Source organism: Pseudomonas sp. LBUM1660 (assembly GCF_059695935.1).
In genome coordinates this window covers 1,610,014-1,623,559 of record NZ_CP166795.1, presented here as the reverse complement: position 1 = coordinate 1,623,559, position 13,546 = coordinate 1,610,014, and the positions used below count along the sequence as shown (strand labels likewise).

The 13,546-nt window shown below is 60.0% G+C and carries 14 protein-coding genes; 4 read left to right on the top strand and 10 right to left on the bottom strand.

Translation table 11 applies throughout. The features are described from left to right. Positions 1-66: 66 nt before the first annotated feature. Positions 67-609, bottom strand: coding sequence for a helix-turn-helix domain-containing protein (locus tag ACA068_RS07630; protein ID WP_109628351.1), 543 nt, complete (start codon positions 607-609; stop codon positions 67-69). Positions 610-717: 108 nt separating this feature from the next. Here ACA068_RS07630 and ACA068_RS07625 point away from each other — a divergent pair, with 108 nt between their 5' ends. Together ACA068_RS07625 and ACA068_RS07620 are read left to right on the top strand one after the other, a co-directional pair. Next, positions 718-1,500, top strand: coding sequence for an aldolase (locus ACA068_RS07625; protein WP_497308846.1), 783 nt, complete (start codon positions 718-720; stop codon positions 1,498-1,500). A gap of 29 nt (positions 1,501-1,529) precedes the next feature. Beyond that, positions 1,530-2,417, top strand: a complete 888-nt coding sequence (locus ACA068_RS07620) for a dihydrodipicolinate synthase family protein (RefSeq protein ID WP_497308844.1) — start codon at positions 1,530-1,532, stop codon at positions 2,415-2,417. Between the two features lie 141 nt (positions 2,418-2,558). Here the strand turns inward: ACA068_RS07620 and ACA068_RS07615 are convergent, their stop codons facing one another. The 3 genes from ACA068_RS07615 to ACA068_RS07605 form a co-directional block, all read right to left on the bottom strand. After that, the gene (locus ACA068_RS07615; RefSeq protein ID WP_403098842.1) at positions 2,559-2,903 is read right to left on the bottom strand and encodes a YegP family protein; all 345 of its coding nucleotides are present in this window, start codon (positions 2,901-2,903) and stop codon (positions 2,559-2,561) included. A 166-nt stretch (positions 2,904-3,069) separates the two neighbouring features. Further along, a complete protein-coding gene (locus ACA068_RS07610) occupies positions 3,070-3,375 on the bottom strand; it encodes a ribbon-helix-helix domain-containing protein (protein ID WP_497308842.1) in 306 nt (101 codons plus the stop codon). Positions 3,376-3,389: 14 nt separating this feature from the next. Continuing rightward, positions 3,390-3,971, bottom strand: coding sequence for a DJ-1/PfpI family protein (locus ACA068_RS07605; protein WP_192420596.1), 582 nt, complete (start codon positions 3,969-3,971; stop codon positions 3,390-3,392). Positions 3,972-4,312: 341 nt separating this feature from the next. Between ACA068_RS07605 and ACA068_RS07600 the strand changes: the two genes are divergently transcribed. Next, complete coding sequence (locus tag ACA068_RS07600; RefSeq protein WP_497308840.1) at positions 4,313-5,203, top strand: DMT family transporter; 891 nt, start codon at positions 4,313-4,315, stop codon at positions 5,201-5,203. A gap of 85 nt (positions 5,204-5,288) precedes the next feature. Here ACA068_RS07600 and ACA068_RS07595 read toward each other — a convergent pair whose 3' ends face one another. The 4 genes from ACA068_RS07595 to ACA068_RS07580 all read right to left on the bottom strand — a co-directional run bounded on the left by ACA068_RS07595 (position 5,289) and on the right by ACA068_RS07580 (position 8,801). Then, the gene (locus tag ACA068_RS07595; RefSeq protein ID WP_497308838.1) at positions 5,289-6,503 is read right to left on the bottom strand and encodes a class I SAM-dependent methyltransferase; all 1,215 of its coding nucleotides are present in this window, start codon (positions 6,501-6,503) and stop codon (positions 5,289-5,291) included. Positions 6,504-6,756: 253 nt separating this feature from the next. Further along, positions 6,757-7,374, bottom strand: a complete 618-nt coding sequence (locus ACA068_RS07590; protein ID WP_497308836.1) for a TPM domain-containing protein — start codon at positions 7,372-7,374, stop codon at positions 6,757-6,759. Between the two features lie 28 nt (positions 7,375-7,402). After that, the gene (locus ACA068_RS07585) at positions 7,403-8,158 is read right to left on the bottom strand and encodes a TPM domain-containing protein (protein ID WP_497308834.1); all 756 of its coding nucleotides are present in this window, start codon (positions 8,156-8,158) and stop codon (positions 7,403-7,405) included. A gap of 34 nt (positions 8,159-8,192) precedes the next feature. Further along, entirely contained in the window at positions 8,193-8,801 is a 609-nt protein-coding gene (locus tag ACA068_RS07580; RefSeq protein WP_497308832.1) for a LemA family protein, read from the bottom strand. Between the two features lie 239 nt (positions 8,802-9,040). Between ACA068_RS07580 and bglX the strand changes: the two genes are divergently transcribed. Beyond that, positions 9,041-11,332, top strand: a complete 2,292-nt coding sequence (gene bglX, locus ACA068_RS07575; RefSeq protein ID WP_497308830.1) for a beta-glucosidase BglX — start codon at positions 9,041-9,043, stop codon at positions 11,330-11,332. Positions 11,333-11,548: 216 nt separating this feature from the next. On the opposite strand, the gene ACA068_RS07570 is transcribed toward bglX, so the two are convergent. Both ACA068_RS07570 and ACA068_RS07565 read right to left on the bottom strand, forming a co-directional pair. Further along, a complete protein-coding gene (locus ACA068_RS07570; RefSeq protein ID WP_497308828.1) occupies positions 11,549-12,706 on the bottom strand; it encodes a phospholipase D-like domain-containing protein in 1,158 nt (385 codons plus the stop codon). A gap of 1 nt (position 12,707) precedes the next feature. Continuing rightward, positions 12,708-13,298, bottom strand: coding sequence for a YceI family protein (locus ACA068_RS07565; RefSeq protein ID WP_497308826.1), 591 nt, complete (start codon positions 13,296-13,298; stop codon positions 12,708-12,710). Between the last annotated feature and the right edge of the window lie 248 nt (positions 13,299-13,546).

Below are 13,546 nucleotides of genomic sequence, written 5' to 3'. Positions count from 1 at the left end.
TCAGGTTTTACGACTGCTTCGCAGCCGAGCGGGAGCAAGCTCCCTCGCCACAACAGCCTGGCGACTTTATTCCTCAGCGCTATGCACCACCACCAGCAACTGCGCCTGAACCTCGCCCACTGAGCGAATCCGGTGCGGTTTCTGCGCATTGAAGTGCAGCGCATCGCCGCGATTGAGCAGCACGCGCTCGTTCATGAAGTCCACTTCTACCTGCCCTTCGTGGACAAACAGAAACTCTTCCCCCAAGTGTTCCTTGAAGGTTTTATCCGCGAATTCGCTCGGAGGATAAATCATGAACGGCAGCAGGCTGCGCTCGCTGACCTGGTGGGCCAGCACCGCGTAGCCGGGGCTTTCATCGTTGGCCGCCAGGGACTGGCGTTCGTCGCTGCGCACCAGGCTGTAACTGTCGAGGCTGATGTTGTCTTCGGAGAACAACTCCTCGACCTTCACGTTCAGCGCCTTGGCCAGTTTCAGGGCCGCCGCGATCGACGGGGTATTCAGCCCGCGCTCGACTTTCGATAGATAGCTCTTGGTCATGCCGGATTTTTCGGCCAGGGCCTCCAGCGTCACGCCAAGTTTTTTTCTCAGTAATTTCAAACGGATAGACATGAAGAACGATTAATCCATCAAGGAGGCGACGATTTACCCTTGCCAATGACACAGTGTGTCATATAGCCTCTTTAGTGTCATTTACATGAACCACCTAAGGACACCGATATGGCCAAGACCTTAGCACTACCCAAAGCGCAACTGGTCAAGCAAGCGCTGACCCAGATGCAAAACACCCTGGTGGATAATACGTGGACCGACCGGCAAAAGCTGGCCCTGACCTGCCGGATTCTGTTCGAGAATGGTCACGACTCTGGCCTGGCCGGGCAAATCACCGCCCGAGGCCCTCTGCCGGGCACCTATTACACTCAACAATTGGGACTGGGTTTCGACGAGATCACCGCGAGCAATCTGCTGCTGGTCAACGAAGACCTGGAAGTGCTCGAAGGCCACGGCATGCCCAACCCGGCCAATCGGTTCCACAGTTGGGTATACCGCGCCCGGCCCGACGTGAACTGCATCATTCACACCCACCCGACTCACGTCGCGGCGCTGTCGATGCTCGAAGTGCCGCTGCAGATTTCCCACATGGACCTCTGCCCGCTCTACGACGATTGCGCGTTTCTCGAAGGCTGGCCGGGTGTACCGGTGGGCAACGAAGAAGGCGATTTGATCGCCGGCGCCCTGGGCGACAAACGGGCCATCCTGCTGTCGCACCACGGCCAGTTGTCCACCGGCACGACCATCGAAGAAGCCTGTGTCATCGCTCAGCTGATCGAGCGTGCCGCAAAGCTGCAACTGCTGGCGATGAGTGCCGGGACCATCAAGCCGATCCTGCCGGAGCTGGGCCGCGAAGCCCATGACTGGATCTCGAAACCCAAGCGCCACGGCGCTGCCTTCAACTACTACGCCCGGCAGAACCTGCGTCAACACGCCGATTGCCTGAACTGAACCCGATCATTTTCTGAAGGAGACGCAACATGTCGACCCCAACCATTCACGGCATCATCGGCTACACCATCACCCCGTTCACCGCCAATGGCGAAGGCGTTGACCTCGACGCGCTCGGGCGCTCCATCGACCGTTTGATCGACGGCGGCGTCCACGCCATCGCACCGTTGGGCAGCACCGGCGAAGGCGCTTACCTGAGCGACGCAGAATGGGATCAGGTCAGCGAATTCAGCATCAAGCATGTGGCCAAGCGCGTGCCGACCATCGTCAGCGTGTCCGACCTGACCACCGCCAAAGCCGTGCGCCGCGCGCGTTTCGCCGAAGCTCACGGGGCTGATGTGGTGATGGTGCTGCCGACGTCCTACTGGAAACTCAGCGAAGCGGAAATCCTCGCCCACTACCGCGCCATCGGCGAAAGCATCGGCGTCCCGATCATGCTCTATAACAACCCGGCCACCAGCGGCACCGACATGTCGGTGGACCTGATCCTGCGGATCGTCAACGCCGTGGAGAACGTGACCATGGTCAAGGAGAGCACCGGCGACATCCAGCGCATGCACAAACTGCAACTGCTCGGCGAAGGTCGGGTGCCGTTCTACAACGGCTGCAACCCGCTGGCGCTGGAAGCGTTCGCGGCGGGTGCGAAAGGTTGGTGCACAGCGGCGCCGAACCTGATCCCGCAGCTCAATCTTGATTTGTATGAGGCGGTTCTGGCTAACGATCTGGGCAAGGCGCGTGAACTGTTCTATCGCCAATTGCCGCTGCTGGACTTCATCCTCAAGGGTGGCTTGCCGGCGACGATCAAGGCGGGATTGCGTGCGACCGGGTTGGAAGTAGGCGATCCGCGGTTACCGGTGTTTCCACTCGGTGAGGCCGGGATCAACCAGTTGCAAGACTTGTTGAAAGCCTTGCGCTGATCTCAAAGTTCACAAAAACCAATGTGGGAGCTAGCCTGCTAGCGATAGCGGCCTGACATTCAACATCTTCGTCGAATGTTAAGCAGCCATCGCTAGCAGGCTAGCTCCCACAATGGATTTGTATTGGGTTTAAAGGTGTGTTCACAGCACCGGCAAGGTCTTGTCCTTGATCACGGTAGTCGGCCCATTGGCCTTGACGCTGGCGATGCCTTTATCCATCGCGCCAGTGGAAGAGTAGGTCTCGCTACTCCCGATGATCTCGTGGTTGCCGGCCTTGAGGTTGAAGTAAGGATGGCCATCCTTGGTGGTTTTCTTTTCGTAGCGCTCATCCAGCGGGCTGTTCTTCTGCACCGAAGCAATGCCGTTGTCGGCAGCGCCACGAGTGGTGTACAGCTCGCTGGTCAGAATGGTTTCGGCGTTGGCGGCCTTCAGTACAAACTTGAACTGACCATTGCTGCTTTTGCTCACTTCGTACCATCCGGACATGCTCTTTCTCCTTGGCAATTGAAAGGTTTCGCGCTTCAGAGTAAAGACCAGCCAGGGATATCTGTCGCCTGTACCGGCCTCTTCGCGGGCAAGCCTCGCTCCTACAATGGAAATGCGATCCACTGTGGGAGCGAGCCTGCTCGCGATTGGGTCGACGCAGTATTCGCTACTTAGCTCCCGCCCGCACCACCGACAACTCCGGCACCTGCACCCGCCGCTGAGTCAAATACCGCGTACAACTCACCCGCAAAAACGAGGCGAAATTCACTACCTCGCCGCGATAGTCCATCACCTCTTCATACAGCTTGGCGATCAACTGGTTGGTAGTCATGCCATCGACCGCGGCGATTTCGCTGAGGATGTCCCAGAACTGATTTTCCAGGCGCAGGGTGGTGACCACCCCGCAGATGCGCAGCGAGCGGGAGCGCGATTCGTAGAGAATCGGATCGGCTTTGACGTACAGCTCGCACATGAAAAAGTCCCTCGTTACAGCGTGATTTTGGTGCCCAGCAACCCGAGGAAACCGGCGAGCCAGCTCGGGTGCGCCGGCCAGGCAGGCGCAGTGGCCAGATTGCCTTGAACGTGACCTTCCGTCACTGGGATATCGATGAACGTACCGCCCGCCAGACGCACTTCCGGCGCGCAGGCAGGATAAGCGCTGCACTCGCGACCTTCGAGAATCCCCGCTGCCGCCAGCAATTGCGCTCCGTGACACACGGCGGCGATCGGCTTGCCGGCCTTGTCGAACGCGCGCACCAGTTCCAGGACTTTTTCATTCAGACGCAGGTATTCCGGCGCACGACCGCCCGGGATCAGCAGCGCGTCGTAGTCGGCTTCGGCGACCTTGGCGAAATCGAAGTTCAGGGCGAACAAGTGGCCGGGTTTTTCGCTGTAGGTCTGGTCGCCTTCGAAGTCGTGAATCGCCGTGCGCACGGTCTGTCCGGCGGATTTGTCCGGGCAAACGGCATGCACTGTGTGGCCGACCATCAGCAGCGCCTGGAAAGGCACCATCACTTCGTAATCTTCGACGTAATCGCCGACCAGCATCAGAATTTTCTTGGCAGCCATGGGGAGGACTCCTCTGGGAAATACGCAGGAGTATTCAAGGTAGTCCTTATCCGCGAGGTCGGGTAATAACCACCTACTACTGACAATGTAGGTTTGAGTTCGGCCTTTGTGGCGAGGGAGCTTGCTCCCGCTGGGCTGCGAAGCGGCCCCCCTGCATTCTTCCCGGAGAATCAGGTCTCCAGGTTTTACGACTGCTGCGCAGCCGAACGGGAGCAAGCTCCCTCGCCACAAGAATCGCGGTCACTGTACGGATATTTCTGTTCCCAGCTGTAAGCGCCAAAACCATTGATTTATGGCTAGATGAATACACCCCCAATCACTCTAGATTCTGGTCCCCCATCATGTCCTCGCGCGAAAACACCGGCATGGCCCTCGGCCTGCTCGGCGTTGTGATCTTCAGCCTCACCCTGCCCTTCACGCGGATCGTCGTGCAGGAACTTCATCCGCTGCTCAACGGCCTGGGTCGGGCGCTGTTTGCGGCGGTGCCGGCGGCGATCTTGTTGGTGTGGCGCCGGGAAAAATGGCCGACCTGGAAACAGGTCAAAGGCCTGACACTGGTGATCGCAGGCGTGATCCTTGGCTTCCCGGTGTTGTCGGCCTGGGCCATGCAAACCTTGCCGGCGTCTCACGGCGCGCTGGTCAACGGTTTGCAACCGCTGTGCGTCGCGCTGTACGCCGCGTGGTTGTCCCACGAACGACCGTCGAAAGCCTTCTGGGCCTGCGCCGCGCTGGGCAGTGCGCTGGTGCTCGGTTATGCGCTGATCAGCGGGGCCGGCAGTATTCAGGCCGGTGATTTGCTGATGCTCGGGGCGATTGCCGTGGGGGGATTGGGTTATGCCGAGGGCGGCCGGTTGGCCAAGGAGATGGGCGGCTGGCAGGTGATCTGCTGGGCGCTGGTGTTGTCGACGCCGCTGCTGATCGGACCGGTGGTGTATTTGGCGCTGCAACACCAGGGTGAGATTTCGGCCAAGACCTGGTGGGCGTTTGGTTATGTTTCGCTGTTCTCGCAGTTCATCGGGTTCTTTGCCTGGTACGCCGGGTTGGCGAGGGGCGGCATTGCCCGGGTCAGTCAGATCCAGCTGTTGCAGATCTTCTTCACCATTGCGTTTTCCGCGTTGTTCTTCGGTGAACACATCGAGCCGATCACCTGGCTGTTTGCGGCCGGGGTGATCGTGACGGTGATGCTTGGACGCAAGACGGCGGTGAAACCCGCACGCATTGCCACCGCGTGACCTGTAGGAGCCAGGCTTGCCGGCGAAGGCGTCGGCACTATCGCCTTCGCCGGCAAGCCTGGCTCCTACAGGGTCATGCGATGTTTTAGAGGTAGCCGTCGGCTCGGAGCAGGGTTTCAAGGCAATGTTCGGTGATCTGGTAGAAGTCCTTCAGTTCCTGGATCTTCACCAACAGCTGGGCCGGGTCCACCGGCTCGGCGCGTTTGACCGCCAGAATCATCTTGTTCTTGTTGGTGTGGTCCAGTGAGATGAACTCGAACACCTTGGTTTCATAACCACAGGCTTCCAGGAACAACGCACGCAAACTGTCGGTGACCATTTCCGCTTGCTGACCCAGGTGCAGACCGTATTGCAGCATCGGCTTGAGCAGCGCCGGGCTCTGGATTTGCAGGCGGATCTGTTTGTGGCAGCACGGCGAGCACATGATGATCGAGGCGCCGGAGCGGATGCCGGTGTGAATCGCATAGTCGGTGGCGATGTCGCAGGCGTGCAGCGCGATCATCACGTCCAGCTCGCTCGGCGCCACGCTGCGCACGTCACCGCACTTGAAGACCAGCCCCGGATGCTCGAGCTTGGCGGCGGCGTCATTGCACAGGTTGACCATTTCTTCGCGCAACTCGACGCCGGTCACCACGCCTTCGGCCTTCAGGGTGTTGCGCAGGTAGTCGTGGATCGCGAAGGTCAGGTAACCCTTGCCCGAGCCGAAATCCGCAACCTGCACCGGTTTGTCCAGCGCCAAGGGCGAGGTGGTCAGTGCATGGCTGAAGACTTCGATGAACTTGTTGATCTGCTTCCACTTGCGCGACATCGCCGGGATCAGCTCGTGCTTGCTGTTTGTAACGCCCAGGTCGGCGAGGAACGGACGGCTCAGGTCGAGGAAGCGGTTTTTCTCGCGGTTGTGCTCGGCGGAAGGCACTTCGCGCAATTGCTGAGGTTTGCTCTTGAACAGCGAAGACTTGCCCTTTTTGCTGTATTCCAGCTGCGCTTCATCAGTCAGCGACAGTAAATGCGCATTTTTGAACGAGGCTGGCAACAGCGCGGCGAGGGTCGCCACGCCCTCGGCAAGCGGCAGGTTCTTGGTGATGTCGCGGGTCTTGTAGCGGTAGACGAAGGACAGGCAGGGCTGATCCTTGACCGTGAGCTGCTTGATGATCAGCCGCTGCAAATCGGCTTCGGTGCCGACGTACTTGGCCAGGACCAGTTTGATGAAGGCATTCTGGTCGAGGCTGGTTTGCAGCAAGTCGATGAACTGGGCATGGTGATCCGGCGCGAGGCTGGCGGGAGTGGCGGTGACAGACATGGAAAAAACGGCCTCGGGCGGAGCGAATCGGGGAATGGCGGGTATTTTAGGGGGGATGGCCGGCCGGGACACGCAGTTATTTACCGAACGGTGCGATCTGTAGCAGCTGGCGAAGCCTGCGTTCGGCTGCGAAGCAGTCGTAAAACCGGTATGCATGGTTTGCCTGAATGACCGCACCGCCTGAATTCACGACTGCTTCGCAGCCGAACACAGGCTGCGCCAGCTGCTACAGGGAATGAGTTGCAGCAAAGCTTTAGCCCAAAACCACCAACCGATTCGGCAACTCATTCCTCACATGCGTCACCGGCACGTGCACCTTGAGCAACTCGCCGCACGCCTCAACGCACGTCACAAACCCCTGCAACGTCTGGCCCTGCTTCACTTGCTGCGTAAACGCCGCAACAATCGCGTCCCAGTTCTTGTTGTCCAGCCGTTTCGAAATCCCTTCGTCCACCAGAATCTCCACATATCGCTCGGCTTCGCAGACGAAAATCAGCATCCCGGTGCTGCCCACGGTGTGGTGCAGGTTCTGCTCCAGAAACTGCCGTCGTGCCAGGTTTGACGCTCGCCAATGGCGTACCGAGCGCGGGATCAGGTGGGTGGTGATTTTCGGAATCCGAAACACCAGGCACAACACGATGAACGTGATCCATTGCACCAGCAGCAGACTGTGCATGGTCAGCCAGCCTGTCAGGTAATGCACGACACCCGGCACCACCAGCGCCAGCAGGCTGGCCCAGAGCAGCGGGATGTACGCGTAGTCGTCGGCGCGGGCCGCAAGCACGGTCACCAGTTCGGCGTCGGTGTCGCGCTCGACCCGGGCAATCGCCTCGGCGACTTTGCGTTGTTCGTGTTCAGTCAGTAAAGCCATGTTCACCAATGCCCATTCATTATTGTTATCACCAGCCGCCCGACGAACCGCCGCCCCCGAAACTGCCGCCACCGCCGCTGAAGCCCCCGCCGCCTCCACCGCCGCCAAAACCGCCACCGCCGAAACCGCCCCCCGAACGGCCTCTGCCACCTCCACCGCTGGGCAGGATCCCGAACATCTGGCAGACGAAAATCGTCAGGATGAACAGCAACACCAGAAACACGAAGACACCCGGGTGGCGGGACACGAAATCGTCACCTTCATCGCCGCGCGGCTCATAGACCGTCGACGGTTCATCCAGCGGATTGCCGCCCAACACCACCAGCATCGCAGCGACCCCGTCGCTGATGCCCTTGCTGAAGTTGCCGGTCTTGAACGCTGGTGTGATCACTTGATTGATGATCACCGAACTCTGCGCGTCGGTCAGACGATCTTCCAGGCCGTAACCGACTTCGATGCGCAATTTACGATCATCGCGCGCAACGATCAGCAACGCGCCGGTGTTTTTGTCCTTCTGGCCGATGCCCCAGTAGCGTCCCAGCTGATAACCGAAATCGGCAATGTCGGTGCCCTGCAAGTTCGGCAACGTCACCACGACCAACTGCTCGCCAGTGGCTTTTTCATGGGCCTGGAGTTGCTGCGTCAGTTGCTCGCGCACCGACGGCTCGATCATCTGGGCGTTATCGACCACCCGCCCGGTCAGCTGCGGAAACTTCAACTCGGCCTGGGCCGCCAGGGCAAACACCCACAGCACCAGCACCAGGCCCACTTTCAACACGCGCATTGGCAACCTCATCCGTGGTGATGCGTCAAGCCGATCAGAACTTCACTTCAGGCGCTTTTTCAGCATTGGGGCTGGTGGCCTCGAAGGTTTCGCGAATCGGCAAATCGCTGTACATCACCGTGTGCCACAGCCGACCCGGGAAGGTGCGGATTTCAGTGTTGTACTTCTGCACCGCGAGGATGAAGTCGCGACGCGCCACGGCGATGCGGTTCTCGGTGCCTTCGAGCTGCGATTGCAACGCGAGGAAATTCTGGTTGGCCTTGAGGTCCGGGTAACGCTCGGACACCACCATCAAACGGCTCAAGGCACCCGTCAGCTGATCCTGCGCCTGCTGGAACTGCTTGAGTTTTTCCGGGTTGTCCAGGGTGCTGGCATCCACCTGGATCGAGGTCGCCTTGGCCCGGGCTTCGATCACCGCGGTCAGGGTTTCTTCTTCGTGTTTGGCGTAGCCCTTGACGGTTTCCACCAGATTGGGGATCAGGTCGGCGCGGCGCTGGTACTGGTTCTGCACCTGCCCCCAGGCGGCCTTGGCCTGTTCGTCGAGGGTCGGAATGTTGTTGATGCCGCAGCCGGCCAGCAGCGTGGTGAGCAACATCAAGGCCGCAACCTGCAGGCTCGATCGATAGTGGTGTCGTACATTCATCTGGTTGACGCTCCCTTGCACATTCCGTTTGAAAAACAACCCGCGACCTTCTGTCCGGTCTCTTGGGGCATAATCTGCCACCACCACTGGATTGCATCGAGCCAATGGGCTAAAAGATGCCCCTGCGCTAAAACACTGCGCAAGTGTGCATGCATTTACTTGAACAACAATAGTCGCTCCCTAAATTTTGGCTGACCGGCGCGTATTCACTGCCGTTTAGGCTTTTGAGAAAACTATTCATGAAGAAGCTGTGTTTGCTGGGACTGTTCGTCAGCCTGGCCAGTCATACCGTATTGGCCGCCACGACCCCTGCACCTCTGGAAAACAAGGACGCGTTCATCAGCAAACTGATGAAGCAGATGACCCTCGATGAAAAGATCGGCCAGTTGCGCCTGATCAGCATCGGCCCGGAAATGCCTCGCGAGCTGATCCGCAAGGAAATCGCGGCCGGCAACATCGGCGGCACGTTCAACTCGATCACCCGTCCGGAAAACCGTCCGATGCAGGACGCGGCCATGCGCAGCCGGTTGAAGATCCCGATGTTCTTCGCCTATGACGTGATCCACGGCCACCGTACGATTTTCCCGATCCCGCTGGCCCTGGCCTCGAGCTGGGACATGGACGCCATCGGCCTGTCCGGGCGAATCGCCGCCAAGGAAGCCGCGTCGGACAGCCTCGACATCACCTTCGCGCCAATGGTCGACATTTCCCGTGACCCACGTTGGGGCCGCACGTCCGAAGGCTTCGGCGAAGACACTTACCTGGTGTCGCGCATTGCCGGCGTCATGGTCCGGGCCTTCCAGGGCACTGGCGCAAACGCGGCCGACAGCATCATGGCCAGCGTCAAGCACTTTGCCCTGTACGGCGCGGTCGAGGGCGGTCGCGACTACAACGTCGTCGACATGAGCCCGGTTAAAATGTACCAGGACTACCTGCCACCGTACCGCGCCGCCATCGACGCCGGCGCGGGGGGTGTGATGGTTGCGCTGAACTCGATCAACGGCGTGCCGGCCACGGCCAGCACTTGGCTGATGAACGACCTGCTGCGCAAGGAATGGGGTTTCAAAGGCCTGGCAGTCAGCGACCACGGGGCGATTTTCGAGCTGATCAAGCACGGCGTTGCCGCTGACGGTCGCGAAGCCGCGAAGCTGGCGATCAAGGCCGGCATCCACATGAGCATGAACGACACGCTCTACGGCAAGGAACTGCCAGGTCTGCTGAAGGCCGGTGAGATCCAGCAGAGCGACATCGACAACGCCGTGCGTGCGGTGCTCGACGCCAAGTACGACATGGGCCTGTTCAAGGACCCTTACCTGCGCATCGGCAAGGCTGAAGATGATCCGGCCGACACTAACGCCGACAGCCGTCTGCACCGCACCGAGGCCCGTGATGTTGCGCGCCGCAGCATGGTGTTGCTGAAAAACCAGGGCGAAACCCTGCCGTTGAAGAAAACTGCAAAAATCGCCCTGGTCGGCCCGCTGGCCAAGGCACCGATCGACATGATGGGCAGTTGGGCCGCCAACGGTCGTCCGGCTCAATCGGTCACCTTGTTCGATGGCATGACCCAAGCGCTGGGGGATAAATCGACGCTGATCTATGCCCGTGGCGCCAACATCACCAGCGACAAGAAAGTGCTCGATTACCTGAACTTCCTCAACTTCGATGCCCCGGAAGTGGTCGACGATCCGCGTTCGGCCCAAGTGCTGATCGACGAAGCGGTGAAGGCGGCCAAGGACGCTGATGTCGTGGTCGCAGCCGTCGGCGAGTCCCGTGGCATGTCCCACGAGTCATCGAGCCGCACCGACATCAATATCCCGGCCAACCAGCGCGAGCTGATCAAGGCACTGAAAGCCACTGGCAAACCGCTGGTGCTGGTTTTGATGAACGGCCGCCCGCTGTCGATTCTCGAAGAGAAGGAACAGGCGGACGCGATTCTGGAAACCTGGTTCAGCGGCACCGAAGGCGGCAACGCCATCGCCGATGTACTGTTCGGCGACTACAATCCGTCGGGCAAACTGCCGATCACCTTCCCGCGTTCCGTAGGCCAGATTCCGACCTACTACAACCACCTGAGCATCGGCCGGCCGTTCACGCCGGGCAAACCGGGCAACTACACCTCGCAGTATTTTGATGACACCACCGGGCCGCTGTTCCCGTTCGGCTTCGGCCTGAGCTACACCGATTTCAGCCTGACCGACATGGCGCTGTCGTCGACCACGCTGAACAAGACCGGCAAGCTCGACGCCAGCGTCATGCTGAAAAACACCGGCAAGCGCGACGGCGAAACCGTGGTGCAACTGTACATCCAGGACGTGACCGGCTCGATGATCCGCCCCGTCAAGGAACTGAAGAACTTCCAGAAAATCACGTTGAAGGCCGGCGAACAGAAAGTCGTGCACTTCACCATCACCGAAGATGACTTGAAGTTCTACAACGCCCAGCTCAAGTACGCGGCGGAGCCCGGCAAGTTCAACGTGCAGATCGGCCTGGATTCCCAGGACGTGACGCAGCAGAGCTTTGAATTGCTGTAACCCCTGACACACCGCAATAAACCTGTGGGAGTGAGCTTGCTCCGGGCGGCGTTCCGACGATGAGGCCATCACATTCAACATCTCTGTTGACTGTCACGCCGCCATCGCGAGCAGGCTCACTCCCACAAGGGATTAGCGTCGTACACACAATTTGATCGCAACTTGAAACCACTGTCGGAGTGAGCCTGCTCCTACAGTGGTTTTTTGGTGTGACGACTATCCGCGTCGATCCAGCAGATTCACCACCAATCGATCCACCCATCCCCACACCCTTTGCTTGACTCGCCGCCACAGCGGTCGGCGTTGCCATGCCTCCAGGCTCACTTCCTGGCTCAACGCAAAGTCCTTCTCGAAACTCTCCACCACCGCTCGCGTCAGCCCCGGGTCCAGCGCTTCAAGGTTGGCTTCGAGGTTGAAGCGCAGGTTCCAGTGATCGAAATTGCACGAGCCGATGCTCACCCAGTCATCGATCAGCACCATTTTCAGGTGCAGGAAACACGGCTGGTATTCGAAGATCTTCACTCCGGCCTTGAGCAGTCGCGGGTAATAGCGGTGCCCGGCGTAGCGCACCGACGGGTGATCGGTGCGCGGCCCGGTCAGCAGCAGACGCACGTCGACGCCCCGGCCGGCGGCCCTGCGCAATGAGCGGCGGACTTTCCAGGTCGGCAGGAAATAAGGCGTAGCCAGCCAGATCCGCCGCTGGCCGCTGTTCAGCGCACGAATCAGCGATTGCAGGATGTCGCGGTGCTGGCGGGCGTCGGCATAGGCCACCCGGCCCATGCCCTCGCCCATGGGCGGCACCCGGGGCAAACGCGGCAAGCCGAAGTGCGATGAGGGTTTCCAGGCGCGGCGGTGGCGGTTGGCGATCCATTGCCGATCGAACAGCAACTGCCAGTCGATGACCAAGGGACCGGTGATTTCCACCATCACTTCATGCCATTCGCTGGTGTCTTCGCCCGGCGTCCAGAACTCATCGGTGACGCCCGTGCCACCGACCACCGCCATGCTCTGATCGACCAGCAACAGCTTGCGGTGATCGCGGTAGAAGTTACCGAGCCAGCGCCGCCAGCTCAGGCGATTGTAGAAACGCAGCTCCACGCCCGCGGCCGTCAGACGCTGACGCAAGGTCAGGGTGAACGCGAGGCTGCCGTAGTCATCGAACAGGCAGCGCACGCGCACGCCGCGCTCGGCCGCCTGAACCAACGCCTGGACCATGGCCTCGGCGCAGGCCCCCGCCTCCACCAGGTACAGCTCCAGTTCGACCTGTTCTTCAGCGCGGGCAATCGCGACCAACATGCGCGGGAAGAACTGCGGGCCGTCGATCAGCAGTTCGAAGTGGTTGCCTGCACGCCAGGGGAAGATTGCACCGGCCATGTCAGCGCGCCGTGAATATCAGTACCGCACCCACCGGCACCGACAGACTGATGGCCGACAATCCGGCGACCTTGCGCAAACTTTCCAGGCCCGGTGCCAGATCAAAGTCTTCGGCATTGATGATAATCGGTTCAAGGGTCACCACCTGGAAGCGCCGGTCATCGAGACGAGTTGCCAGCAGTTCGGCGTTGTATTCGTGGGTTTTACCGTGAAGGTTGACGGTCAGCGGCAAGCGCAGCTCCAGTTGGGCACCGGGTGCGAGGTCGTTGATCGGGCGCAGATCGATCTGCGCGGTGATCAGCGCTTCGGGAAAGGTCTGGATCTCGAACAACTCCTTGCGCATGCGTTCGTCACGCAACGGGATGCCGCTGTTCACCGACTCCATCTCGACTTCCACCTCGGCCAGGCCTTTGGGACTGACCTTTCCGTGCAGCACCAGAAAGCGCTGCACTTCGGAGATGTTGGCGTTTTTGGTGCTGATGAACGACAGCCGCGAGGACTCGCCGTCGAGGTACCAATTGGCTTGGGCCGACAGGGTGGTGCCGGCCAGCAGCAGGAAGGCGAGGGTTTTGGAAAGGGACCGCTTGAACATAGAGACTCGTGGGGCAAATAAACCTGCACGAACCTTAACCGCCCTGAGGCAGGTTGCAAACTCTAATGCCACCGAACTTGAACCAATGACATATCCCTTTGGTGAAGGGCTGTTGTGGCGAGGGGGTTTACCCCCGTTCGGCTGCGCAGCAGTCGTAAATTCAGCAACCTCGGTGTGTCAGATAAAACACTGTTGCAGGTTTTGGCACTGCTTCGCAGCGCAACGGGGGTAAACCCCCTCGCCACAAT